At 60.9% G+C, this 25,588-nt stretch carries 22 protein-coding genes and 2 pseudogenes; 11 read left to right on the forward strand and 13 right to left on the reverse strand.

The features are described from left to right. Positions 1–520 precede the first annotated feature (520 nt). The 3 genes and pseudogenes from azu to G7009_RS01030 all read left to right on the forward strand — a co-directional run bounded on the left by azu (position 521) and on the right by G7009_RS01030 (position 1,874). Complete coding sequence (azu, locus tag G7009_RS01020) at positions 521–961, forward strand: azurin (RefSeq protein WP_181128111.1); 441 nt, start codon at positions 521–523, stop codon at positions 959–961. 270 nt (positions 962–1,231) lie between these two features. Then, positions 1,232–1,366, forward strand: a pseudogene (locus G7009_RS01025) (ParA family protein); the annotation flags it as partial. A 262-nt stretch (positions 1,367–1,628) separates the two neighbouring features. After that, positions 1,629–1,874: a hypothetical protein gene (locus G7009_RS01030; protein WP_181128112.1), complete on the forward strand. Its 246-nt coding sequence runs from the start codon at positions 1,629–1,631 to the stop codon at positions 1,872–1,874. On the opposite strand, the gene G7009_RS01035 is transcribed toward G7009_RS01030, so the two are convergent. From G7009_RS01035 to G7009_RS01070, 9 genes and pseudogenes are all read right to left on the reverse strand, one after another. Continuing rightward, complete coding sequence (locus tag G7009_RS01035; protein ID WP_181128113.1) at positions 1,856–3,412, reverse strand: methyl-accepting chemotaxis protein; 1,557 nt, start codon at positions 3,410–3,412, stop codon at positions 1,856–1,858. The two genes, G7009_RS01030 and G7009_RS01035, sit on opposite strands and share 19 nt — an antisense overlap. 10 nt (positions 3,413–3,422) lie before the next feature. Next, positions 3,423–4,403, reverse strand: a complete 981-nt coding sequence (locus G7009_RS01040) for a SphA family protein (RefSeq protein WP_181128114.1) — start codon at positions 4,401–4,403, stop codon at positions 3,423–3,425. Between the two features lie 384 nt (positions 4,404–4,787). Continuing rightward, positions 4,788–5,702: an alpha/beta hydrolase gene (locus G7009_RS01045; RefSeq protein WP_181128115.1), complete on the reverse strand. Its 915-nt coding sequence runs from the start codon at positions 5,700–5,702 to the stop codon at positions 4,788–4,790. Between the two features lie 26 nt (positions 5,703–5,728). Beyond that, positions 5,729–5,800: pseudogene (locus G7009_RS28105) on the reverse strand (hypothetical protein); the annotation flags it as partial. Between the two features lie 67 nt (positions 5,801–5,867). Beyond that, complete coding sequence (locus tag G7009_RS01050) at positions 5,868–8,324, reverse strand: efflux RND transporter permease subunit (RefSeq protein ID WP_181128116.1); 2,457 nt, start codon at positions 8,322–8,324, stop codon at positions 5,868–5,870. Positions 8,325–8,332: 8 nt separating this feature from the next. Then, entirely contained in the window at positions 8,333–9,469 is a 1,137-nt protein-coding gene (locus tag G7009_RS01055) for a WD40/YVTN/BNR-like repeat-containing protein (RefSeq protein WP_181128117.1), read from the reverse strand. Between the two features lie 24 nt (positions 9,470–9,493). Next, positions 9,494–10,852 (reverse strand): DUF1329 domain-containing protein, encoded by a 1,359-nt coding sequence (locus G7009_RS01060; RefSeq protein WP_181128118.1) that lies wholly within the window; start codon positions 10,850–10,852, stop codon positions 9,494–9,496. Positions 10,853–10,864: 12 nt separating this feature from the next. Continuing rightward, positions 10,865–12,493 (reverse strand): DUF1302 domain-containing protein, encoded by a 1,629-nt coding sequence (locus G7009_RS01065; protein WP_181128119.1) that lies wholly within the window; start codon positions 12,491–12,493, stop codon positions 10,865–10,867. A 454-nt stretch (positions 12,494–12,947) separates the two neighbouring features. Next, positions 12,948–13,832, reverse strand: coding sequence for a LysR family transcriptional regulator (locus G7009_RS01070; RefSeq protein WP_181128120.1), 885 nt, complete (start codon positions 13,830–13,832; stop codon positions 12,948–12,950). Between the two features lie 129 nt (positions 13,833–13,961). Here G7009_RS01070 and G7009_RS01075 point away from each other — a divergent pair, with 129 nt between their 5' ends. From G7009_RS01075 to G7009_RS01090, 4 genes are read left to right on the forward strand one after another with little or no spacing between them, the layout of a single operon-like run. Beyond that, the gene (locus G7009_RS01075) at positions 13,962–15,470 is read left to right on the forward strand and encodes an FAD-binding oxidoreductase (RefSeq protein WP_181128121.1); all 1,509 of its coding nucleotides are present in this window, start codon (positions 13,962–13,964) and stop codon (positions 15,468–15,470) included. Positions 15,471–15,481: 11 nt separating this feature from the next. Beyond that, positions 15,482–15,847 (forward strand): c-type cytochrome, encoded by a 366-nt coding sequence (locus tag G7009_RS01080; protein ID WP_181128122.1) that lies wholly within the window; start codon positions 15,482–15,484, stop codon positions 15,845–15,847. After that, a complete protein-coding gene (locus G7009_RS01085) occupies positions 15,834–16,229 on the forward strand; it encodes a hypothetical protein (RefSeq protein WP_181128123.1) in 396 nt (131 codons plus the stop codon). The genes G7009_RS01080 and G7009_RS01085 overlap by 14 nt, the downstream gene beginning before the upstream one ends. 12 nt (positions 16,230–16,241) lie before the next feature. Beyond that, positions 16,242–16,685, forward strand: a complete 444-nt coding sequence (locus G7009_RS01090) for a nuclear transport factor 2 family protein (protein WP_181128124.1) — start codon at positions 16,242–16,244, stop codon at positions 16,683–16,685. Between the two features lie 45 nt (positions 16,686–16,730). On the opposite strand, the gene G7009_RS01095 is transcribed toward G7009_RS01090, so the two are convergent. Together G7009_RS01095 and G7009_RS01100 are read right to left on the reverse strand one after the other, a co-directional pair. Continuing rightward, positions 16,731–17,906 (reverse strand): MFS transporter, encoded by a 1,176-nt coding sequence (locus tag G7009_RS01095; protein ID WP_181128125.1) that lies wholly within the window; start codon positions 17,904–17,906, stop codon positions 16,731–16,733. Continuing rightward, positions 17,899–18,735 (reverse strand): SDR family NAD(P)-dependent oxidoreductase, encoded by an 837-nt coding sequence (locus G7009_RS01100; RefSeq protein ID WP_181128126.1) that lies wholly within the window; start codon positions 18,733–18,735, stop codon positions 17,899–17,901. Before G7009_RS01100 ends, G7009_RS01095 begins: the two co-directional genes overlap by 8 nt. A 230-nt stretch (positions 18,736–18,965) precedes the next feature. Here G7009_RS01100 and G7009_RS01105 point away from each other — a divergent pair, with 230 nt between their 5' ends. Then, on the forward strand, positions 18,966–19,769 hold the full coding sequence (locus G7009_RS01105) for an alpha/beta fold hydrolase (RefSeq protein WP_181128127.1): 804 nt from the start codon (positions 18,966–18,968) through the stop codon (positions 19,767–19,769). A gap of 154 nt (positions 19,770–19,923) precedes the next feature. Here the strand turns inward: G7009_RS01105 and G7009_RS01110 are convergent, their stop codons facing one another. After that, a complete protein-coding gene (locus G7009_RS01110; protein WP_181128128.1) occupies positions 19,924–21,096 on the reverse strand; it encodes a CaiB/BaiF CoA transferase family protein in 1,173 nt (390 codons plus the stop codon). Beyond that, positions 21,093–22,697 carry an AMP-binding protein gene (locus G7009_RS01115; RefSeq protein ID WP_181128129.1) on the reverse strand — a complete coding sequence of 535 codons (1,605 nt, stop codon included), beginning with the start codon at positions 22,695–22,697 and terminating at the stop codon, positions 21,093–21,095. Before G7009_RS01115 ends, G7009_RS01110 begins: the two co-directional genes overlap by 4 nt. Before the next feature lie 182 nt (positions 22,698–22,879). On the opposite strand from G7009_RS01115, the gene G7009_RS01120 reads away from it, so the two are divergent. Genes G7009_RS01120 through G7009_RS01130 form a run of 3 tightly spaced genes read left to right on the forward strand, consistent with a single transcriptional unit; the run spans position 22,880 to position 25,582 of the window. Continuing rightward, positions 22,880–23,935, forward strand: a complete 1,056-nt coding sequence (locus G7009_RS01120) for a maleylacetate reductase (protein ID WP_181128130.1) — start codon at positions 22,880–22,882, stop codon at positions 23,933–23,935. A gap of 43 nt (positions 23,936–23,978) precedes the next feature. Then, a complete protein-coding gene (locus tag G7009_RS01125) occupies positions 23,979–24,935 on the forward strand; it encodes a VOC family protein (protein WP_181128131.1) in 957 nt (318 codons plus the stop codon). Between the two features lie 11 nt (positions 24,936–24,946). After that, positions 24,947–25,582, forward strand: coding sequence for an alpha/beta hydrolase (locus G7009_RS01130; RefSeq protein ID WP_181128132.1), 636 nt, complete (start codon positions 24,947–24,949; stop codon positions 25,580–25,582). Positions 25,583–25,588: the final 6 nt, after the last annotated feature.

Consider the following 25,588-nt stretch of genomic DNA (forward strand, 5'->3'; position numbering starts at 1 on the left):
CATCCGATAGAAGCCTCCATTCGCTGGGCCGGATTTCGCCGATACGAACAGGTGAACCTAAACTCGATCTCGACACCGAGGAGTCTGTCGCAGTCACTGGACTACCCGCGTTGGAACGAGCTGCGATTGTGCCGAAAGCACGACCCTCCAGGCGCCGAGTTCGCCCAGAAATGTACCATGCACATAAATCCGAACATGAAATGCCACAAGCCAAACCAAAAAATCGAAGACTACGCCCAACAACGCCGTAACAGAAACCAACCAACACTTAACAGCGCTAAATACAACCGAAAAATCATCCCCCGACCCGAGGGCGAGTGCCAGCCTTCGTCATGAACTGGCACATGTCATGACCCGTGTTTAATGGGATACTGCGAAACGATTCAAATGCCTGCCAGGCCACCTTGCTCTTATTCATACAACTCAACGCGCAGAACATTCTCAACTATCTTTAGAAAGGTGCGCTCCTGATAACCCCCAGCTACGGTACTCTACACCCATCACAAAAAGAGATCCCTCCATGCGCAAAGCGTTATTTTTCAGTATGTGGCTTTCATCATTTGCGTTTGCCGACGATTGCCAAATTGTAATTTCCAGCAATGACCAAATGCAATACGATCAAAAAAACTTTACCATTCCAAAACAGTGCAAGAATTTTCAAGTAACGTTACAACACACCGGAAATCTTCCAAAAGTAGCGATGGGACATAACTTGGTGATCGTCAGACAATCCGATTTAGAGTCTGTTGCTACAGAGGCGCTAGCGGCAGGGCCCAGCAATGGATATTTGAAACCTGACGATGCTCGAGTAATTGCACACACGCCGATGATCGGAGGTGGCGAGAAAGCCCAAACCACGATTGACGTAACCAAACTCAACAGCGAAGAAGAATACCTATACTTTTGCTCGTTCCCCGGCCATTACGCGATGATGAAAGGTAAAATAACGATCGAAAAGTAACTAACAGATCATGGATGCTGACCATGCTGTTAGCATCCATGATTCCGCCAGCGACAACCCTGGTATCTTGTAGCGCTCAGAACCTTGGTTGACTGAAAAACACCACTGGTGACATCAGGGCTCTAGCGGCACGGAGTTCGGCCAAGAACAGGGTGAACATATATATCAGCAAGGATTTATACGAGGTTGGACAGAATGTTCTTTCGATGAAAGTCCCTATGGACTTCGATATGAGAACGTGTCAGGCGCACCAGATTGGCCGCGCGCTAGCTGCGACACGGCACGATGCAACTGATGGAGGATCTCGCCCCGTACTGTCACTTGGGGATCGAGCCGCCGCCGCACTTGCTCATCAACCAGGCCCCTCCCGTGTCGTCGGTTGCCGGATTAATCCAGCAGGCGGTGACTGCATTCGTTTGCCCAGGCATTGACGGCACTGCCCACCCCGATTGGAGTCCACCTGCAGCCAGCGTCCGCTTACGAAGTGCACTACCTGAGCGAGACCTCTAAAGCCATATTCATTCAGAGCTGAGGCCAACCTTTGAAGCTCACCGGACTACCACAACCCTGTGCCTGACAGCCGGGTGAATAAACATGGTACGTGACCCTCGTAGGCTGATTGACCATCATATCAGCAGCCAAGGCGAACAGTCCGAAGGTTGCCATCATGAAGAGCGTTTTTTTTATTTTCATCACTGTGCTCACGCAGGGATTTGAAGTGCAATTTCCACACGCTCAAGAGCACAAGAAACCTATCTTTAGAAAGCGGCCAGCTACGGCCCGTCAGCTACTCGCCTCAATGCTGGGCGAAGAAGCGAGCGATACCGGCGATGGCTTCGCAAGCCTGCTCCAACTGGTGGATCATCCGCGGTCAAGTACCTTTGCCCCAGCTCATCAATCCAGGCGGAAATGACCAAGCCGCTTTTGCAGATCGCGACTGAGGTGAACCAGATCATCTCCATAGTGGGTGCCATCCGCGGCCATGGCACTGTTCGACTCGGCCAGATCGCGCACGCGTGTCACGCTTAGGCCGACTTGCTCGGCAACGGTATGCTGCTCGATGGCGGCGGTGGCGATTTGAACGTTCATCTGCTCGATCAGTGCGACCGCGCCGGTGATCTCGTCCAGCGCCAGGGTTGCACGACCGGCCAGCTCGACGGTCTGGCGAGTCAGCACCAGGCTGGCGCCGCTCTGCGCGACCGCTTGATTGGCGATGCCCTGTAACGTTTGAATCAGCGTATCGATCTCGGCGGTGGATTCCTGCGTCCGCCGCGCCAGTGCGCGAACCTCGTCGGCCACCACCGCGAAGCCCCGGCCCTGCTCGCCCGCCCGCGCCGCCTCAATGGCCGCGTTGAGCGCCAGCAGATTGGTCTGCTCAGCGACCGAACGAATGACATCGAGCACGCTCCCGATTCGTGCACTCTCGTTCGCCAGCCGGACGATAGTTTCGCTGGAGCGCTCCATCTCATCGGCCAACCGATCGATCTGCTGGACGGTCTCGGCGACGACTTCACTCCCCGCCTGTGCCTGACGCTGCGCCTGCCCCGCGGCCTCGCGGGCCTGCTGGGTGTTGCCGGCCACTTCTTGCACGCTGGCTACCATCTCGATCATCGCCGAGGCGGTCTGCTCAGTCTCCTGGCTCTGCATTCGAGCCGCCTCGCGGCTGCCAGTGGCAAGCGCGGCGAAGCCGTCCGCGACCGACACCAGCCGCCCGACTCCGCTGCCGACCCCTTCGATAAGACCACGCAGGCCTTGGGTCATCTGCTGCATCGAGCCAAGCAACTGACCGGCTTCGTCGCCACGGCGGCTGTCGATGCGCACCGAAAGATCGCCGCCGGCGATACGTTGTACCACTTCCACTGCATTGCGCATGGGCTCGACGATCTGCGCTCGCAGTACCAGCGCGGCGCTGGAGGCCACGAGCAGCAGCAACAACGTGCTGCCGCCGAGCAATTGCAGGATCCGCTCGCTGACCGCAACCATTGTCTGCCCTTGGGCATCATAGGCCTCCTGGCCCAGCTCCAGCACTCGCGAGGAATGTCGATCGAGCTCCACGGCGAGCGTCGGGGCCGCGCCGTCGCCCGCGACAAGCCGGTCGAAGGCCTGCCGATATTCGGCCGCAGCGCGGCGTATGTCCTGCAGACGCGACACCGAAGGGTGGTCCGGGTGAGACGCCAGCAGCAGCTCAAGCCTTTCGTTCAGCCTACCCAGCGCTTCGTCGATCCGACTCGCCGCCTCGGCCGAACCGCTCAGAAGATAGTCCTTCTGTGCCACCTGAGCCTGCAACTGACGGGCATTTATTTCGGCGACGCCGGTGATGAAGTCGCCCCGTTCGAACAAGGTGAAGATACTGTAGAAGCCCACCGCCGCCACGCCTAGGGCCAGTGCAGTCAACAGTCCGAAGCCCAGCCGGAGCTTGCTGCCGATGGATAGATCGCTCAGTCTCGACATGTCATGCCCCTCATAGCTTGAAGCCCAACTGAAGCAGAGCGAAGCGATAGCTCATTCGATTCACTTCGTGGATTGGATATACCGCCTTGAACTTGACGAACGCACGGGTTCCCGGAATCTCGTAGTTGACTACCGGACCTATGCTGGAGACGAACATGCGGTTGTCGCCCGGCACGTCTTTGCCATGCAGCTGGTCGTCGCTGTACTGCTTGGCGATGGTCCCGGTCAGGCCCAGCTGCCAGTGATCCCAGCGCTGGGAAACGGCCCAGTCCATCACCGCCACGTCACCGTTGCGGTATCCGCTATCGCTGTTCTCGCGACTGACCTGGTAGTACAAGCGCGCGCTCAGCTCGGTTCCGTCGCCGAAGGACAGGTCGGGACCGGTCAGGTAAGTGAGACTGATGTTCGGCGCATAGACCCAGGTATTGCGTCCGACGTTAGCGAAGCGATCGACATCGTAGGAGCCGATCGGCGCCACCAGCGAGAGTGCCGGCATCACGGTTAGCCCATAAGGCAAGGGATAGGGGGTCGAACCTTCCGCGCCGGGCTTCGCCCCGAAAGTACCCAGGTGGCGACTCCACGCCAGCAGGTCGGTATACATGTCGCCCATCTGCGATTCGGCATGGTCGGTAGTCTCGCCGATACGCATGTAGACGTTCCAGGACTGGTACAGCGACACGGTGCTGGCCAGGCTGCCGCCCCAATAGGTGCCAGGATAACGGTACATCAACGCCGCCCCGGCATAGTTCAGCGAGATACGGCCTTTGGGCGCCGACGGTGAGCTCTGGCCATCACTGCCGGCGTATTTTTCGCCGCGCGACATGCCGATGAAGGTCGCGGCATACCAGCCCTCGAAAGGCGGCAGGTAAGCGGAGCGAATGTCGGCCCCCCCCACCGGGCCGGCGAACTGGCCGCCCTCGGTGGCAAACGCGAGGCCACAGGAAAGCCCAGCGCCGAACATGGTGAGCCTAGCGATTGCAAGCATGGTCATTGTTGTTTCTCTTCTTGTATTGGTACCCATCACCATTCTGCGGCCCTCCTTGAAGCACCCGAGACGATGCTGCTGGCGATCGCAATGGTCCGGATGGGCCAACGCAGGCGCTGGCCCATAGCGGTCATGGTCATTTCACAGGCTGCGACATTTAGTGAGATGGCGGCCAGCCCTCGAAGCGTGGAGGCATGAAACAATCTGATCCAGCTTGTTCACAAACCGCCGGTGTATTGGCGATGGACCGGGAAGCATCGCTTCCCAGCAATGACAATACCCAGATAGCGGTCATGACGAGAACAACGATAATTGTTTTTATTTTCAACGCTTGATCACTCCAGAAAGAGACCAGCTTTGCAACATACGCAGCGTGGCAACAGAATCGACCTATCTTGAGATAGGCATGCCTGCGGGCCAGTACGAATCGAGGAAATCAGCGATCGCGGTGATCGCTTCGCGCCCCTCGGTCAGGTGATCGCTCATCCCCTGAAAAACATGGATCATCAGCGGCCAGACATCCAATACCATCTTCACATCTGCAGCAGCCAGACGCGCAGCCAAGGCAGTGGAGTCGTCCAGCAGGCACTCGCTGCTGCCCACCTGGATCAGCACCGGGGCCAGGTCGTGCAGGTCGGCCAGCAACGGCGAGGCCAGCGGGTGACGCGGGTCAGCGCCGTTCAAATACGCCTGCGCCATGGACACCCCTTCGTCGAGACGCCCCAGTAATGGGTCCACCAGCTTCTTGGTACTCCAGGATGCACCGCTTTGTGTCATGTCTACCCAGGGCGACATCAATGCCGCGGCCGCTGGCTGTGGCAGGCCGGCTTCGCGGGCCGCCAGCAGCAGAGCCATGCTCAGCCCGCCACCGGCACTGTCGCCTGCCACGACGATGCGCTCCGCAGTGACACCACTGTCGAGCAGGCCACGATAGACAATCAAGGCATCGTCGACGGCGGCTGGAAACGGATGTTCCGGCGCCAGCCGGTAATCGACGATGAACACTTTCGCACGGGTGACCGCCGCCAACTGGCTGGCCATTGAGCGGTAGCCCCAGGCGCTGCCCACCACGTAGGCGCCGCCATGCAAATACAGCATGACCCGATTCCCCTCGTGCTTTTCCGGTATGGTCCAGAGCCCCGGCACGCCGCCGATCATCGCCTCGTCGAAGCCGGTAACCGGCGCGATCGAGCTGGCGGCGAGCATCTGCTCTGTTATTTCCCGTTGTTGAGCGATGGGTAAGCTGCCCAGCGGCGGCATCTGTTCCATCTGCGCGACTATGGCCCGCAGTTCCTGTTGGCTCATGCTGTCCTCATCGGTGAATACGTTGTGGCGCATTCGGCCATCAGCTGGCGGCCGATTTCGGTCGAACCGGTGAATGACAGCTTGCGCACCATCGGGTTGCGGGGCATCGGATCTTCCTTCTGACTTGGTCCCGGCGTTTGCGCACAGGGCCGCGAGAGCGACAGCTCAGTGCACGTGTTCGGTTTGCATGGGTTGGATTCTGGATGCCTGAACGTTTGTTGTGCTCGGCGCGGTACCGTCGGCCGGGGCCGGCTTCGGCTTGAGCAGGAAAGCCGCCAGACTCGGCAACAGAATCAGCGCGCCGAGCATGTTCCAGAGGAACATGAAAGCCAGCAGAATCCCCATGTCGGCCTGGAATTTGATCGGCGAAAATACCCAGGTGGCCACGCCTATGGCCAGGGTCGCGCCGGTCAGCAAAACCACGCGCCCGGTGAACAGCAGCGAACGGTAGAAGGCCAGCGATAACGACTCGCCATTGCGCAGGTGCACCAACAGAATACTTAGCACGTAGAGCGCATAATCGATACCGATGCCAACGCCGAGGGCGATCACTGGCAGGGTCGCGACTTTGACACCAATGTCTAGCCAGACCATCAGCGCCTCGGCGAGGATCGAGGTCAGCACCAGCGGCAGAATGGCGCAAGTCACCGCGCGCCAGGAACGGAACACCATGAAGCACAGCAGGACCACGGCGCCATAGACCCAGAACAGCATCTCGCGATTGGCTTTCTTGACCACGATGTTGGTGGCCGCCTCGATGCCCGCCGTACCGGCAGCCATCTGGAATTGCTGCTCGGCGCTATTGTTTTGCGCGGCAAAGTCCTCAACCACCTTGACTACGCCACCCAGGGTCTGCGCCTTGTGGTCGGTCAGGAACACCCTCAGCATGGACATGTCGCACACCTGGCTGACCAGCGTCAGCGGCGCGTACTTGACCAGGTTGTTGATCACCGCCTGGTTGGGCAGCAGGCCGATCCACTTGGGATTCCCCTCGGTGAGCTGACCGGTCATGATCTTGATGAACGAGGCGAACGAGTCGGTCGCCGCCACGCCGGGTTGCTGACGCAGTTGCCATTCGAGACGATCGATCTTCTCCAGCAGGTCGTAGTTCATGCACTGCCCTTCCGGCGAAGTGACCATGACGATGAACACATCGCTGGCATTGCCGAAATGCGAGGTGATGTAGGCATTGTCCTGGTTGTAGCGTGAGTCGGTGCGCAGCTCCGGTGCCCCCGGATCGAGGTCGCCGATCTTCAGGTCCAGGCTGACCATGAAACCGAAGATGCCCAAAGCCAGCGCTGCAATGATGGTGGGAGCGGCGACCTTGCGCTTGGTGAACTGGTCGAGAAAACGCCACAGCGGATGGCGGATGCCACTGCTCATGTCGGCCTGCTCGTTACGCAGGCTGCGCACTGCGGCCTTGTGCCCTACCCCGACATAGCTGAGCACGATGGGCAGCAGGATCAGATTGGTGAAAATCAGGAAGGCCACGCCAATGCTGGCGGTCGTTGCCAACTGGCGGATCACCTCGATGTTAATCAGCAGCAGGACGGCGAAACCAACCGCATCGCACGCCAGCGCCACCAGCCCGGCCATGAACAGGCGGCGGAAGGTATAGCGCGCGGCAATCAGCCTGTGAGTGCCGCGACCAATGTCCTGCATGATGCCGTTCATTTTCTGCGCGCCGTGGCTCATGCCGATGGCGAACACCAGGAAGGGCACCAGGATGGTATAGGGATCCAAGTCGTAGCCGAGTAGCGGCAACATCCCCAGTAGCCAGCTCACCGCCACCATGGAACAGAGCAGCACGACCAGGGTGCTGCGCACGCAGCGGGTGTAGTTGTAGACCAGCACCCCGGCGATCAGGATAGCGACGGCAAAGAACACCAGCACCTGGCCGAGGCCGTCGATCAGGTCGCCAACTACCTTGGCGAAGCCGACTATATAGATACCTGTCGAGTCGCTCTGGTACTTGCCACGAATGTGCTCGAGTTTGCGGCTGAACTCGCCATAGTCGAGTGGTTTGCCAGTCTCGGTATCGATGTCGAGCAGTGGCACCAACAGCATGCTCGACTTAAAGTCAGGCGCCACAATGCTACCGATTTCGCCGGAACGCTCGATATTCAAACGCAAACGGGCGAGGGCCGCGGGTGAGCCGTCGTAGTTGGAGTCGATTACCTGACCGGCCTCAATGCCCACTTCGGTAATACCCCGCCAGCGCATGGTCGGTGTCCACAGCGACTTCATGTAAGGCCGGTTGACCCCGGCAAGCAGGTAGACCTCATCGCTGATCTTCTGCAGCGTTGCCATGTACTCGGCGTCGAGAATGCTGCCCTTTCGATTCTCGACGACGATACGCACGACGTTACCCTGTCCGGCCAGGTCGTCTTGGCGGGCTGTGTAGTTCTGGATGTAGGGATGGTCGTTGGGAATCATCCGCAGAAAATTAGCGTTGAGCTTCAGGCCATTAAATTGAGCGACGAAGAACGCCGTCAGAAACAGGCAGAACAGCAATATCCACAGCCGATGGTTGAACAGCAGTCGCTCCAGAGTGGAGCCGGAGCGCTGATCGAAGTCCTTGAGGTCGGCAATGACAGGCGCTTCTTCGTGAACAGAATGCATGGGGGGTCTTACTCCTCGGAAGCGTTATCGGCCAAGGCAGCCGTGGGAACCTGGACGACACCGGCCAGGCTGGACAGCAGGATGCTGCCGCTGGCGGTTTCAACGGCGCCGGTCAATGGGGCGCCCCACTCGAATGCCAGGGTGCGGAAATTCCGGCCTCGGTCACGGCTGACATGAATCCGGCCGGACTGGTCGAGCAGCAGCACGTCGCCGTTACTACGGCGCAGGGCTGCGTTAAAGGTCGCGTTGTTGCTCCCAGGCACCTGTGTCTTGTGCCAACTGGCACCCGCATCGTCGGAAACGAAGGCATTGCCGCGCAGGCCATAGGCGAGCACCTGCTGCCGACCCATCGCTAACAAACCGAAAAAACTACCCTCATAGGGCGATTGCTGCGTCACCAGGGTCGCCTCCGCGCCTGCCGACTTGAGCACAAGCCCCTGCTCGCCAACCGCCAGCAAGCTGCCGTCGATTTTTTCCAAGGCATAGACATGCATGCCGTTCGGGTTGTCGAGTGTCTGGGAGAACCCTTGCCAGGTCGCACCGCCATCCGTACTGCGCAGGGCCAGATTGAAGGCGCCGACCACAGACACTGTATTCGGATCTTCGACCAGCAGGTCCAATAACGGCTTGTCCGGACCGTCGGCCATCAAGCCCTCAGCGCGGAGCAGCAGGTCCTCACGGGCGCTTTCGTCGAGGGTCGTCGCCTGTTGCCGCGCCTGAGCCAGCAAGATTTCGGCAGCACTTATGCCATCCAGTTGCTTCTGCCAGCTCTCGCCCGCATCGGCACTGTGCAAGATCACGCCCATATGGCCGATGGCCCAGCCCTGCCGCTCATTGGCGAAGGCTACGGCGGTGAGATTGACGTCCACCGGTACCCTGGCATTGCGCCAGTGCTGCCCGTCATCGTCGGAGAGCGCGATGACACCATGCTCGCCAACGGCGACCAGGCGCTTGCCTGCCCTAGTGATGGCGAACAACATGGAGCGCTGCGGCTGAACGACGCTCGGGGCCGGGCGCTCCAAGGGAGCTGCGAGGAGTGTGGCAGTTTGTACAGAGGAAGAGTCTGCAGCCATGCCGGGAACCGCGAACGCGGCCCCGGTGATGACCGCGCCGACCACAAACCACTGCAGATCGAGGCGTTTCATGTGGATTACCTGTACTGAGTGGGCTTAGCGAACACCCGAACGTTCAAGCGACTGGGGGGTGAACATCGCCGCGGGAAGCGGGTTGAAATTCACTTCACCGTTATCGTTCAGGGCATTCATAAAGGTGTAATCGCCCGCTTGCAGGTTGTAGACGATCATCGGGACTGTCAGGCTCACCGGCGCCTCCGGGAAGGTTAGCGGCGGCAGCTGGAAGGTCTTCCACAGCTGGCCTTTGGCGTCCCAGAGGTCACTGCCGACAATCGTCCAGCTGTCCTCGTCGATGTAGATGCGACGCTTGGGCACCACATGCCGTGCACCCGGCTTCAGATTGGCCTCCACCACCCAAGTGCGATGCAGCTCCCAGCGCATCAGGTCCGGATTGGCAAACTTCTCGCCGACTAGGTCAGCCGCTTTGGCATACACCATGTTGTTGCCGTTGTAGGGAACGTAGAACTCCTGCTTACCCACGAGCTTCCAGGTGTAGCGATCGATGGCACCGTTGAAGCCCCAGCTATCGTCGAAGTTGGTTAGCCCCGAGCTGAAGTTGTTCGGCACGTCGTACTGCACATTCGGCGCCTTGCGCAGCCGCCGCTGCCCAGTCAGATAAGCCCAGGCATTGACCGGTGTGATCAGCCCCTGGTCGGGATTGGCATGCACCAGTTGCTTCTCGCCCGCTGAGTAAGCTGGCGCGGTGGCAGTCACCAGGGTCGGTCCCCAGAGCTTGCCGCCCCATGGGTCCGGACGGTCGCTAGGGTAATGGAAAGGCGTGGTCACCTGCAGAATGTTGCCTGCAGTCAGCGCTCGCTTACCGCTAGAGGAAACGAACCAGGTGTTGGCGTTCACGGTGCTGTCCGTGGCGCGCCAGTTCCATTGCACGTTGAAGACCGCCTCCTCGCCATTCTGCGGGATAGGGAAAGGCACACCACCAACATAGGTGTTCATGTCCATGATCTGGTTGGTCAGTGTGGTTCGGGTCGCGTTCTGCTTGGTACGGTCATAGATGTACTGGGGTGCCGCCGCGGTGCGGTGGCTGGGGTACACGTCGATCCGGTACCCCGGATAGTTTTTCACCATGTGCTGGGCACCGAGAAACAGCTTGTCGGTGTATTGGTCGACGTTGGAGGCGGTGATGCTGAACAGCGGTTTCTCGTCGGTAAACAGCTTAGGCGGCAGCTTCGGGTTGTCCCCCGCAACGGCCTTGGTCAAACCACCGGTCCAGGCCGGGATCGAGCCATCGGCATTGCCCGCCTTTATCGCACCGAAAGGTGTCAGGTCATTGCCCAACCGCTCGGCTTCGGTCGCGTTGACCGCCGCCATCGCTTGGAGGGGAAGGATCGAAGCTGCCCACAGTGCGAGCAAGGAGATCTTGTTGTTAGGTTTCATGGGAGTCTCCAATCAGAACGAGTAGGCAACGTTCAACAGCACGAAGTCACGGTCGTGATACGCATTGTTGTCGTCAGAGCCGAGGTACTTGGTGTAGCTGAGGCCGCCACGTAGGTTGCCGGCATACTTGAAGTTGAGAGCGGCGGTCACATCGCCGCCGTGCGCCGCGCCAGTGTTGTTAAAGCCGGAGTCGACCGGCGACCTGCCAGTGAAGTTGTAACCCAGGGTGATCGGGCTGCTGAGATCGACGGAAGGGAGCGCCTGGTACCAGGTGGGCTCGAAGATTGCGCGCAAACCGCCAGCGGTGCGTACGGTGTTGTCCTTGTCGCGGCGTTCGTCGTTCTTAGTCACTTTATGGAGGTGGTTGACCCCCAACTCGGCAGTCAGTTGCGAGGTATCCCACAGCGACATGCGCGGCAGAACCCAGATAGTCGAAATCTGCGCATGGATAGTCTGCCCCACCGCATAGCCCGGATTATGGCGGCCATCTACACGCTGGTCGTCGATGAGTACGAGCCCACTGCTCTCGCTAACCAGCGGTACATTGTCACGGAAGGAAATCTCGCCGGCGACGTTGGCATCGCCGACCTTGGTAGAAGCGCTGAGACCGAACAGTTTGATGTCTTCCGGGTAGACGAAAAGGTACTCGTCAGGTACGGCAACGCCCGGGGCAACCGAGGCCATGTGCAGAAAGACCTGAGGGGTCTTGGCGTGATAGCGCAGGAAGTAGGCACCATAGTCCCAGTCACTATCAAAGTCGCGGTATTTCAGAGCCACGCCCCATTGCCCGCTGTGTTCGCGTGGCTCGATATCGCGCCCACGGGGCACACCGAAACCAGGAGCAAGCAGGAGGTTCTCACCGCCCTTGAACACCATGTCGCCAACACTCCAGTAGGTGCCCGGCGCGGCGACGCGGGTCTGTTGGTATTCGAACTGGTAATAACCCTCGAACGACAGCTTGTCGGTCAGCGATAGCGCCATGGACAGTTGATTGACCGGCAGGAATACCTCTTTGGCCAAGGTGCTCGGTACCGATAAGGCTTTATAGGCATCGTTCGGTGCCTGACCATGAGCGATACCATTGGTGGCCAGGAATAGGCTTTCACCCCACATCAACGTGTGCTGGCCGAGACGCCATGACAGGTAATGACCATTCAAGTCGATACCACTGTGGATGAAGGCGTCGAGCAGCTCGATGTAGCGTCCTGCCTGATCCTTGGCCTGCGCGGTAAATTGGTCGTTGTCGACCGACGTCATGTTGTAGCTGGCCGCAGGAATGCTACGGTGGTCACGATTGTAGGCGTTGTCGTACCAAGCGGCCGCACTGATGCGAAAGCCGCTGTTAGCCGCATCCTTCAAGTTGAAGTCGAATTCGGACAGGATGTCGAAACGATTGGTGATCAGGTCATGCTTGTTGAATGCCTGGGTACCATCGTTGACATTGATATTGCTGCTGTTGAAGTTCGAGGGCGCCTCGGTGCGTTGGCCTATCTGATACTTGACGGTATTGTCCCAACGTATCTGGAAGTTTTCGTTGTTGACCAGTTCTGCGGCCTGGGCCAGTCCAAAGCCGCTCGCGGCCAGCGCAGTGATAGTCGTTGCAAGGCTGGTTCGGCAGAATCTTTGTTGTTGTTTTGTCATTTGTGTTTCTACCCCTCGGATAGCGAAGGCGATGAGGTTGTTTTCCAGGCGCATGAAAATCCCGCACGAGTCGCAAAAGGGGCTCGTGGATGCACTGAAACGAAAAGGAGCGATTGACTAGATCGAACTGGACATTTCGAACGCCTGGCTCGCGCGGCTGCTAACAAGCATCACGAAAGGCTGGAGATTTCCGGGTGATGAACAACACACGGGGCGCGAGAAAGCCCTCCCGCGACTATCAGGCTGGATGGCGGCAGGCGCCGGCAGATACGCATTCATGTCCTGTTTTCCTTGTAGTTTCTGGACAATCCCCACGCTGGGTCTGGCGATGCTTTTGCTCGACGAAACAGCCGAGTAAAAGCACGACCTCACATTCCCGCAATCTCTGCCAGGGTTCTCCTATCGAAAGATAGAACGAAGATAGTTGGCGGCGAGCCGACGCCGGCGCTACCGCTTAGCCGTGTTCGACCAACAGGCGGGCAAGCCAGCTTCCGGCACGCCCTGGCGGCGTGTCGACGCGGTGGATCAGGGTGAATGACTGCTCACCGTGTTGACGGATCGGCACCGCCAGGCGCACCAGGCGATCCTGTCGCAGGTCATCATCGACACGGTGCAGCGGCATGTGACCCCAGCCAATACCGGCGCGCAGCAGCGCCAGCTTGGTATCGAAATCGGTGACCCTCCACGTCCGCACGCCGCTGACTGCCAGCGAGCGTCCGTGAGTCAGCCCGCTGGCATCATCCAGGATCAGTTGCAAGTGCTCGCGCAGCACCGCCATTGGCGGCGCCTTGGCATAGGCTGCCAACGGATGATCCGGCGACGCCACTGGCACCATCTGCAGATAGCCGAAATCTCGCGGCTCGATATCGTCCGGCCAATCGTGGAACAAGCCACTGATGCCCAGCACACAGGTACTCAACTCGACCAGTTGCAGCACCCTTCCCAGCGGCACGCTTTCAATGCGCAGAGCGACACCGGGAAATTCAGCGGCGAAGCGTCCCAGCAGTTCCGCCAGTCGCTCTGCCGGGTAGAGCACGTCAACCGCCAGAGCAATCTCCCCTTCCAGGCCTTTGACGAGGTTATCCACCCCCGCCTGCAACTCATCACTCAGCAGACACATACGCCGCGCGTAGGCCAAAACCGCCGCCCCACTATCGGTGAGAATCGGCCGCCGCTTGCCGCGTTCGAAGAGCGTCAGTCCGAGCAGGGCTTCGAGGTTGGCAATGCTGTAGCTGATAACCGGCTGCGTCCGCCCAAGTCGTCGAGCTGCCGCCGAGAACGATCCGCAGTCCACCACTTCGGCAAGAACCCGTAACTGATCGAGAGAAGGTGTCGGCATATATAGAGATTCTGAATACTTGAAATAGCTTTTACCTGGCTTATCTCTATACGTCCATCCTCCTATGATTCCGCCAACGCTTGCCCCAACAGGTGCAAGGCTCCACCAGAACAACAAGCGGAGTCCCGCATGACCAGCTATTCCGTGCTACCTGCCGGCCTGACGCAGGAAACCTTTGGCCAAGCCATCGACGCCTTTCGTCACTTGCTCGGCGACAGCCAGGTGATCAGCGATCAGCAGCGCCTGGCGCCCTATCGCAAGATCATGTTGCCCCACGACGAAAACGACCATGCCGCCTCTGCGGTGGTGCTGCCCAACTCGGTCGAGCAGGTCCAGGGCATCCTGAAAATCTGCAATCGCTTCAAGGTGCCGGTGTGGCCGATCTCCACCGGGCGCAATTTCGGTTATGGCTCGGCGGCTCCCGGCGAGCGTGGCCAGGTGGTGCTTGATCTCAAGCGCATGAACCGCATCCTCGAGGTCGATGCGCAGCTGTGCACGGCGCTGGTCGAACCGGGCGTCACCTACAAACAGTTGCAGGACTACCTGAAGGAACGCGATATCCCGTTGTGGCTGTCCTTCCCCGCTCCCGGCCCGATCGCCGGCCCTGTTGGCAACACCCTGGAGCGCGGCGAGGGCAACACGCCCTACGGCGATCATTTCAACAATGCCTGCGGCATGGAGGTGGTGCTGGCCAACGGCGAGGTGCTGCGTACCGGCACTGGCGGGCTGGTCAACTCCAACTCCTGGCAAGTGTTCAAGTACGGCTTCGGCCCGTATCTGGACGGTCTCTTCACCCAGTCCAACTTCGGCGTGGTGACCAAGCTCGGCCTATGGCTGATGCCAGCACCGGCCGGCCACCGCACGGTGCTGGTGCAGTACGACGAGGAGCAGTTGGAAACCGCCATCGACACACTGGCGCCGTTGCGCATCGCCGGGCACATTCCCAATGTGGGTGTGATGGCCAACGCGACCCTCGCGCTGACCTCGGCCAGAAGCCGCCACGAAATCTACCAGGGTTCCGGCGCCGTACCGCAGGACATTATTCGTGCCGAGGCGAAAAAGATCGGCCTGGCCGACTGGAACATCATTTTCACCCTGTACGGCAGCGAAGAGCGCATCGCCGCCGACTACAAACTGGTCAGCCAGGCCTTCGAGCGTTCCGGTGCGCGGGTGATCCCCGACATCCATGACCCGATGCAGGTCAACGAACTCTCGCTCGACGCCTTCCGCCTGTACAACTGGCGCGGCGGTGGCGGTTCGATGTGGTTTTCACCGATCTGTCCGGCGCGCGGCCGCGACTTCGTCGAGCAGACGCGCCTGGCCCGCTCGATCTACGAGGAGTTCGGCTTCGACTACATGTCCGCCCCGGCCCTCAGCGGACGCGCCCTGCACCATGTGATGCCGCTGGAGTACAACCGTACCGACACCGAGGAAACCCGCAGCGCACATCTCTGCTTCGAGAAGCTGATGGACGAGTTCGCCAAACGCGGTCACGCCGTGTACCGCACCGGTATCGGCTACATGGACAAACTGGCAGACAGCTATGGACCGGTAAAGCAAGAGGTCAACCGTGCGATCAAGCGGGCGCTCGATCCCAACGGCATCATCGCCCCCGGCAAGTCCGGCATTCGCCTGTGAGGAACAAAGACATGAGCGCTTCCTCTACGGCAACAGCAGTTATCCGTGTCTGCCGGACCGCTTCACGGCCCAGACCGTTGCTGCTCCCCTGCCTACTCACTCTTGCGGTCATAGCCCTGCCCGCCCAGGCCCAGCGCAGCGCGGAGGAGGTCTGGTCCGATACCTGCACCTACTGCCACACCACCGGCATCGGCCCGGAACTGCGCGGCCGCCAACTGCCGCCAGCGATGATCCAGGCCTTTGCTCGCTATGGTGTGCGGCAGATGCCGGCATTCAGCGAAAGCGAGATCAGCGACGCGGAATTGGCCACCCTCGCCAATTGGATCAGCCAGCACCCTACTCAGGCCAATGAGGAGAAGCCTCATGCGGCGCCGTGACCTGCTGCGCGGCTCGCTATTGCTCGGTGGCGGAGCACTGCTGGCTGGCCTTCCTTTGGCCGGACAAGTCTTGGCGGGGTCTTCCTCAATGCCGCTGATTACCCTGATCGAAGGCGACGCCAGCGCCGACAGCCTGGTCGCTGCACTGGGCGCTACGCCCGACGAGATCTGGCGCCTGCCCCCTGGCCAGTGGCTGCAGCCGGACGTTTACGTCGCCCGCCTGAGTGGCCGAACCGGCACCCGGTTGTCCAGTTCGCTGGGGGCCGCCAACCATTGCCTGTTACTGGATGCCCTGCGTCTGCAGGGTGCCGAACTGTGCCAAGAACAACGCCTCGTCGCGCCGTCAGGCGTGCCGCGCTATGTCCTGCATGCCATCCTCTGAGGAGCCCTACCGATGATCCGCAATCTGTCCATTCCCCTTTGCGCCTTGCTGCTGGGGGTCTGCATCGATGTGCAGGCTGGCACTACCGAAAACAAGCAGCTGGTGCTCGATTTCACCCACCTCGCCTTCGCGAAAAAACAGCTCCGCCAGGCCTTCGAGCGCTACGTGGCGCCGGACTACATCCAGCACAACCCAAACGCTCCGGATGGTGCCGAAGCGGCAACCCAATTCCTCGAAGGCTTTCAGAAACAGTTCCCAAACTCCAGCTACGATATCCAGCGTGTCGCCAGCGAAGGCAACCTGGTGTTTCTCCACGTCCACGCCCGCACCAGTCCCGAGGATCGCGGCGTAGCCGTGGTCGATATCTTCCGGGTGGAGAGCGGACGGATTATCGAGCACTGGGACGTGATTCAGCCCGTACCGGAACAGTCGGTAAGCAAGCATCCGATGTTCTGAGCGTCGAAGAAAAAGGCGCCGGCATTGCGCCGGCGCCTTGATCGACTAAGGGCACCTGGCCGGCTGTGATCCGGCCGGCGCGGCGCGCGACCAGACAGGCAGCAGCAATAGACTGCCTCCCCAGGCGATCAGCAGGATGACCAGGAAGTAACTCCACTGTCCATATGCCAGAGCTGCGAAGAACACTGGCGCCGATAGTGTTGCACCGATACCAGTAATCTGCCCGACCATCCCGGCGGCCGTACCGGCCATACCCGGATCTGGCAAAGCGCGTGGCAAGAGAGCATAGGTCAGCGCAATAAAGCCCCCCACTGCCAGCTGCTGCAGTATCGCTCCACCCCATGCCACCGCTAACCACCCCCACGGCACATAGAAGGCAACACCACCAGTCAGCGCGATCACCACCACCAGCACGCCAATCGGCAACCCTGGCCATCCACGAGTCAGCAACAGGCCGACCAAAAGGCTGCCAGCCACCCCCGATACACTGGCCAACGCCATCATCTGGGCACTACGTGCGAGCTCAATGCCATGCGCTTGGCTGAGATAGAGAGCCCCCACCGCGCTGGTGCCGATACCGGCCAGCGCCGACATGCTCAGGCCCAGGCCGAAGCGCAACACCCGAACATTGCGCAGTACGCCAAAACCACTGCCTGCACCCACGCGCAGGCGCACATCGGGCAGCAATGGCACAGTGAGCGCCAGAACCACCAGCACTCCAGCATGCAGCAGGAAGCCAGTCTGCCAACCGGCACCGCCAGCAAACGGCGAAACCAGCAGCAAGCCGAGGGCATAGCCGACAGGCATGACGGTTGACCATAGCGTCAACGCCTGCACCTGGCGGCGTCCCTCAGTGGTGACCATCAGCATCACCTGACCGGCCGTCAGCACCGCAACCAGCGCAATTCCCTCCATCAGCAGGGACAACCGCAACAGTCCGAAGCTACCCAGTAGACCGTTGGCGAGACTGCAGGCGGCGAGGCACAGCACACCCACACCAAGCAGTGGACGTGGCCCGATACGGTCGATCAGCCAGCCCATGGGGATACCGGCAAAGGCCAGTGGCAGCAATTGCCCGGCGATGGCAATACCGACGACCGAACCGGACACCGCGAAGGCACGCCCTATGTCATCGGCCAACGGCCCCATCATGCCCAAGGCGGAGGTAGCGGCCAGGCCAAACAGGTAGATCAGCACAATCGAAGACCATCTGCTAGTCATGCTGTGCTCCTGAGTCGGCAGGGCCAAGCAGTGCGCCACCGTCGATGACGATCTCGCTGCCGGTGATGAAGGACGATGCATCAGATGCGAGCAGCAAGGCCAGACCCTTGATCTCGTCCGGTTCGGCGATGCGCTGCTGAGGGTTGGACGCCTCCAGAATGCGGCGAACTTCAGGGACCCGTACATGGCCGCCGGCGATGTTAGTGGCGAATGAACCCGGCGCAATGGCGTTGACCTGGATGTTGTAGCGCGCAAGCTCCAGGGCAGCCTGGCGCATCAGGTGCGAGGCAGCGGCCTTGGCCGCGAAGTAGGACGTACCCACCCCACCGACATTGCAGAAGCTGGCGATCGAGGTGGTCACGACGATCTTGCCGCTGCCTACCGGCTTCATATGCCGCGCGGCCTCCTGCAGGGTATGCAGCACTCCGCCCAGGTTGATGCCCAGATACTTCCGCCAATGCTCTTCCGTGATGTTCTCCAGCGCCCCCTCGACACTACGGCTGCCGTCACGCGCGATGAAGCCCTCGCCGACGTCCACCCCCGCGTTGGCGAACACCACATCGATCCCTCCCTCGCGTCCTGCGACGGTATCGAAGGCTGCCGCCAGCGAAACCCGCGAGCTGACGTCAACGACCTCACCGGACACCGCCAGGTCACGTACGCGCAGTCGCGCCACCGCCTCCTCGAGGCGGGCAGTGTCGATGTCCATCAACACCACCCGCGCACCGTTCTCCGCCATTGCCTCGCCACAGGCCAGACCGATTCCGCTGGCCCCACCGGTGACCACGCAAACCTTATTTCTTACATCGAACAATTGCGTAGTATTCATCGCCATCCCTCATTGTTGTTATGGAGGTAGGGCAGCAAAACGTGGGGTGGACAGGAAATCACCTATCTATCGGAGGCCGACGATGTAGCCGGCGATGTCGATCATGGCCTCGGCATCTCGGGCATACCGCTACAGCTATCCAACGATAGGTGCCCTGCCGTAACGCCGGGAACAAGCTTTTGGCTCGCAAAGGTGCGCCGCACCCGCTGACACAACCCCAGGAGCCAACAATGTCCAATAACAGCTTCGGTGACTCCCGAGTCGATCACTCCGGTTTCGAGCGTCATGAGTACTTGATCGATGGATGCCAAACCGTGGTTTACAGTGCAGGAGAAGGTCAGCCACTGGTATTTCTTCACGGAGGCGGCACCTGGCATGGCATCGATTTCGCCTCTACCTGGACCGACCGTTTCCGGGTGATTCTGCCTTATCACCCAGGCTTCGGGCAGTCCGCGGACAATCCCGACATCGATAGCCTTCAAGACTATATCCAGCACTATCAGGAGCTGTTCGAGGTCATGGGCCTGGAGCATTTCAACCTGGTGGGCTTCTCGCTCGGCGGGCGGATGGCAGCCGAGTATGCGATACAACACGGCCATCAGATCGACAAGCTGGTGCTCATCGCTCCGGCCGGCCTGGACGTCAAGGAACACCCGCAACCGGACTTCATGGTCATCCCGCCTGAGGAAATCCCCTCCTACCTGGTGCATGACCTGGCCACCCTGCAGCCCTTCCTGCCCAGCGGCCCGGACGTTGAGTTCGGCGCTATGCGCATGCGCGAAGGCACTTCAGTGGCGCGCATCTCCCGCGAGGGCGTGATGACCAATCCCAAGCTACCGCACTGGCTGCACCGCATCCGCATGCCGACCTTGCTGCTGTGGGGTGCCGAGGATCGCATCGTGCCGCCCGGCCAGGCCGAGCACTGGCATCGCCTGCTCCCTCAGGCGAAGGTGGAGCTGTTCCCCGATGCCGGCCACCTGGTGCTAGACGAATCGGCCGAAGCACGCGCCGCGGTCGCCGACTTCCTCGCTTGACAACATCGATGCACCCTACGCCAAGGTCTTCGCCAGGGCTCATGCAACAGCTGACGCTCATGCGAAGACCGTCGACAAGCGCACGCCGATAGACGTGTCGCAAGCGAAGTCCGGCGTAATGGAACTGGATATCCAGGCCCGAATGGAGTGCGGATTACAGCGCCCCGCTGCGCTCCAGACCGTCGATCTCGGCCTCAGTGAACCCCCAGTCAGACAATCCCTCGCGATTGTGCTCGCCACTGGCGGGCGGTGGGCCCTGGATGGCCCCTGGCGTCTTGGAGAAGCGCGGTGCCGGTGCAGGCTGCAGGAAGCCATCGCGCTCGACGAAAGTACCTCGAGCCCGGTTATGTGGATGGTGCGGCGCCTCCTCTAGGCTGAGCACCGGGGCGAAACAGACGTCCGTCCCCTCTAGCAACGCACACCACTGCTCACGACTGCGCTGGCGGAATAGCCCGGCCAGACGCTCCTGCAGATCCGGCCAGGCGCGACGGTCCATCTGCGCGCAGAAGTCCGGATCGTCCAGACCAAGGCGGCCCAGCAACTGCGCATAGAAAGCAGGCTCGATCGACGCGATCGCTATGTGCCTACCGTCGGCGCACGCATAGGTGTTGTAGAAATGCGCGCCGCCATCGATCACATTGCCCGCCCGGCGATCCAGCCAGGTACCGTGATTGACTGCGGAATCCTCTGCCGGCGGCCGCTCGCGACCACGGGCCAAATGTCCGTAGATCATGCCAAGCAGCGAGGCGGAACCATCGACCATGGCGCAATCCACCACCTGTCCGTCACCACCGGCACGCACATGCAGCAACGCGGCGAGCACGCCCATGGCCAGGTACAGCGCGCCACCACCGAAATCGCCGACCAGGTTGAGTGGAATGGCTGGCCTCTTGGCTCCGCCGATGGCATGCAATACACCGGACAAAGCGATGTAATTGAGATCATGGCCGGCCACCTGGGCCAACGGGCCGTCCTGCCCCCATCCGGTCATACGCCCATAGATAAGTTGCGGGTTGGCAGCCAGGACCGGCTCAGGCCCGAGCCCCAGGCGCTCCATCACGCCAGGGCGAAAACCCTCCAGCAGCACGTCCGCGTTGCCTGCCAGGCGCAAGGCCGTCTTGTGCCCTTGCGCGCACTTGAGGTCGAGCGCCACCGAGCGGCGGCCACGCGACTCGACACAGAAGCGGTCGTAGTCAGGGCCGCCCTTGCGGTCGATCCGCAGCACCTGCGCTCCCAGGTCGGCCAGCAGCATGGCGCAGAATGGCGCCGGCCCCATGCCGGCAAACTCCAGGATCTTGACCCCGCTTAGCGGGCCCTGCGCCTTCATGGCCGAGCTCCCAGGCGCACACGCTTAACCTGCACGCCGACCTGTTCACGATCCCAGGTATCGAGGGTCACCCCCTGAGCGCGCAACTCATGCTTGAGCACCTTGAGGGTCGGCGTCTTGGGCAGCGCCGGCAGGATGCGCAGATAGCGTGGCACCATGAAGTCGGCCAGGCGCGGACGCAAGAAGTCGATCAGTTGTTCCGGTGCCAGCTCCTGCCCCGGAGCCAGCGCCAGAACGGCAAGCACTTCGTCCTCGGCAATCTCGCTGGGGACACCGACCACCGCCACTTCGCGTACCGCCGGATGAGCCAGGATCGCGCTTTCCACTTCGAACGAGGAAATGTTCTCGCCACGTCTGCGCAGTGCGTCCTTGAGACGATCAACGAAGTAGTAGTTGCCATCATCGTCACGACGGAAAGCGTCGCCAGTATGGAACCAGCCGTTGCGCCAGGCCTCGGCGGTGGCGACCGGGTTGTTCAGGTAGCCGTGACTAAACTGCCATGGCTGGGCGCTACGCAGGATCAGTTCGCCCACCTGGCCTGGCGCCAGCTCGAAGTCATATTCATCGACGATGCGCAACTCGACGCCCTCGCGCGCCCGGCCGCAGGTACCGGGCTGGACCGGGTTGGCCTCGCTGAACAAGGGCATGCACAGCTCGGTCATGTTGTATTCGGTGTAAACCTCCACACCGAAGCGCTCGGCGAAGACTGCAGCAGCCTCGTCGAGCGGCGCCACCAGCACACTGCGCAAGCTATGCCGGCGATCCTCAGGAGCTGGCGGCTGCTTGAGCAGGAACGGCAGCATCACTCCGAGCAGGCCGGTGCTGGTCACTCCGAAATCCCGCACCAGGGGCCAGAAGCGACTGACACTGAACGACTCCGCCAGCAGCAGCGAGCCCCCTGTCAGCAATGCGCAGTAGTAGCCAAGCACACCACCGACATGGAACAACGGCAAGCTGACCAGACTGCGATCGCTCGCGGCGAGATGACGGAATGCCGTGGCGGTGTTCCATAGGTGCAGATAGGAGGACAGCACTCCCTTGGACGGCCCGGTCGTGCCCGACGTATAGATCACCACGGCAGTTTCCCAGGGCTGGATCGGCTTGTGCAGGGGCGCTGGCCCTCCCTTGACATGCAAGTGCGCCTCATCGAGCAACTGCAGGCCGGACAAGACCGGGGGAGCTGCACCAAACACCACTACTTGGCGCAGCTCGGCGTGTTCCAGACCGACAAGCCGCTCAATCAGGCGAGCATCTGCGAGCATCAGACGAGCGCTGGTGTTGCACAGTACATGCTCAAGTAACGCGCCACGGTAGGCGGTATTGATCGGCACGGCCACCGCGCCCAGATAGTGAATGGCAAGCATCGCGCGCAGGGCTTCAGCGCTGTTTCCCAGCCAGACCAGCACTAGCTCGCCAGGGGCAACGCCAAGGCATTGCAGGCCAGCGGCATAGCCTTGCACTTCGGCCAGGGTCTGGGCATAGCTCCACTGCCGGCCATCCTCAAACAAGGCGAAGGGGCGTTCGGGCACCTGCGCAGCGTGCTGCAGTAGCAGATCGCGTACCACGCAGGTCGGGAGTTGCGCATGTATCGATTCATTCATTGTTCTTATCTCGACGGGATTTTACGCCATCCTTGCCTGCCCCCCAACGGCCACTCACCTATCCCTCGATAGGGTCCCGCTCCACTATCTTTCGGCAGGTGATTGACCCTGCTTCCTGACACAACCTGATAACACGACAAAGTGCTTGAGCAACACACCAGTAGCGGGAGAACCAACGCGCCATGCAGCCTTTCATCTACAACGCCTTGCCCTCACGGGTCATTTTCGGGTTTGGGACCCTCATCCAAGTCGCCGAGGAAATCCGCACGCTCGGCTGTTCGCGCGCCCTGGTGCTGACTACCCCGCAGCAACGCGCTGCCGGAGAACAGTTGGTCGCCCAGTTGGGCGAGCTGGCCGTCGGCCTCTATGACAACGCCACCATGCACACCCCGGTGGAGGTCACCCGCGACGCCCTCGGCGTGGTCGAGCAAACCCGCGCCGATTGCGTCGTCGCGCTTGGTGGTGGCTCGACCATCGGCCTGGGCAAGGCCATCGCTCTGAATACCGACCTGCCGCAGATCGTCATTCCCACGACCTATGCAGGCTCCGAAGCGACACCGATCATCGGTCAGACCGAAAATGGCCTGAAGACCACCCAACGCACCCTCAAGGTGCTGCCGGAGGTGATCATCTACGACGTCGATCTGACCTTGAGCCTACCGACGCAAATGACCGTCACCAGTGGCCTGAACGCCATCGCTCACGCCGTCGAGGCGCTCTACGCGAAAGACGCTAATCCACTGATCTCTATGCTCGCCGAGCAGGGCATCGCCGCCATCGGCCGGGCGCTGCCCCGTATCCACGCCAACCCGAACGACAGCGAGGCGCGCTCCGACGCCCTGTTCGGCGCCTGGGCCTGCGGCACCTGCCTGGGCGCTGTTGGCATGTCGATCCATCACAAGCTGTGCCACACCCTGGGTGGTAGCTTCGACCTGCCCCATGCCGAGACTCATACCGTGGTGCTACCACATGCCGCCGCTTACAACGCCGGCGCAGCGCCCGAGGCGATGGCGCGCATCGCCCGCGCCCTGGGCGTGGACGATGCGCCGCGCGGGCTGTTCGACCTGGCCGCCAAGCATGGCGCACCGACTAACCTGGCGCAAATCGGCATGCGCGAAGCTGACGTGCCACGCGCCGTGGAGATCGCCTGCGCCTCGCCCTACTGGAATCCTCGCCCCATCGAGCCGGCAGCTATCGGCGAACTGCTCGACAACGCCTTCAACGGCAACCGTCCGTAACCACGGCACCTCGTTCACAAACCTCGAACAACAGGAGAACGTCATGGAACTCAACCCCCACATCCTGCGTCACCATCACATCACCCTTAACGTTGGAGGTGCCCAGGAAGACTATGACTTCCACACCAAGGTGCTCGGCCTGAAGAGCGTCAAGAAGACCGGCCTGTATGATGGCAACGATCCCATCTACCACTTCTACTACGGCAACGACACGGGCGAAGAAAGCACCCTGGTGACCTGCTTTCCAATGCGCCAATCGGGTCGCAAGGGGCGCGCCGGCAGTGGCCAGATCAAGACCCTGGCGCTCTCTGTGCCAGTCTCCTCGCTGGCCTTTTGGGCCAAACATCTGGAGAACCACGGCTTCAAGCCAAAATTCCAGGAGCGCTTCGGTGAGAAGCTGCTGCACTTCGCCCATCCGTGTGGTATCTGCTACGAGCTGGTGGGTATCGCCGATGACGACCGCACTCCTTACTCCAATGGCGTGATCCCCTCTGAATTCGGCATTCGCGGCACTCATGGCATCACCGTATCGGCGCGTGACCTGGAGAACTCCGCCGAGTTCATGCACTACGGGTGGAGCGGCAAGCAGCGAGACAACGACGGCGCCTTCACCCGCTACGAAGTAGGTAACGGCGGCTCCGGCACCATAATCGACTTCCAACTCGAACCGAACCTGCCGCAGGGATCCTGGGCCTATGGCGAAGGTACCGTGCATCACTGTGCGTTCGAGGTCACCGACCTGGAGATCCAGAAGAGCGTCAAACTGCACCTGGAAGGATTGGGCTACACCGACGTATCGGATCGCAAGGACCGCGGCTACTTCGACTCGGTCTACGTACGCACGCCGTCCGGCGCCCTGTTCGAGGCCGCCGTCTCCAAGCCCGAGGGCTTCCTGATCGATGAGGCCTTCGAGGATCTCGGTAAGACCATCCAGATCCCACCGCAATTGGGCCCGCGAGCGCAGGAAATCGCCGCCTATCTCGAACCGCTGAAATACTGAGGGCGCGCAGGATGAACGATAACGTCCATCTGCGCCTGCCGACCCACGCCTCGGGCCCCGCGCCCGAGGCCGTGGGCATGGCGGTCATCCTCATCCATGGGCGCACCCAGAGTCCGGCCGACATGTTCACCATCGTCGAACGCATCGACTTGCCGGATATGCCTTACATCGCCATCGAAGCCGCAGGCAATTCCTGGTACCCAGACAAGTTCATGGCGCCGCTGCAAAACAACCAGCCGCACCTCGACTTCGCCCTTGAGCGCCTGGAGGCTCTGGTCGTCGAGCTGGAGGAGCGCGGCATCCCCCGCGAGCGCATCGTTCTGCTCGGCTTTTCGCAAGGTGCCTGCCTGGCCTGTGAGTACCTGTACCGCCATCCACAACGCTGGGGCGGGTTGATTGCCTTTACCGGCGGCCTGATCGGCCCGACAGAGATGAAATGGCCAGTTCAGGGTAATGAACTCGCCGATGTTCCCGTACTGATCAGCAACGGCGACAGCGACCCATGGGTGCCGTTATCGCGCTCGCGCGAAACGGCTGATGTCTTTCGTCTGATGGGTGCTCGGGTAAGCGAGCGTACCTACCCGCATCGCGAGCACAGTGTTGTCGACGACGAGATCGTCCAGGCGCGTCTTCTACTTCGACCCTAGGGTTAA

This window comes from Pseudomonas capeferrum (genome assembly GCF_013523055.1).
GTDB classification, from domain to species: domain Bacteria; phylum Pseudomonadota; class Gammaproteobacteria; order Pseudomonadales; family Pseudomonadaceae; genus Aquipseudomonas; species Aquipseudomonas capeferrum_A.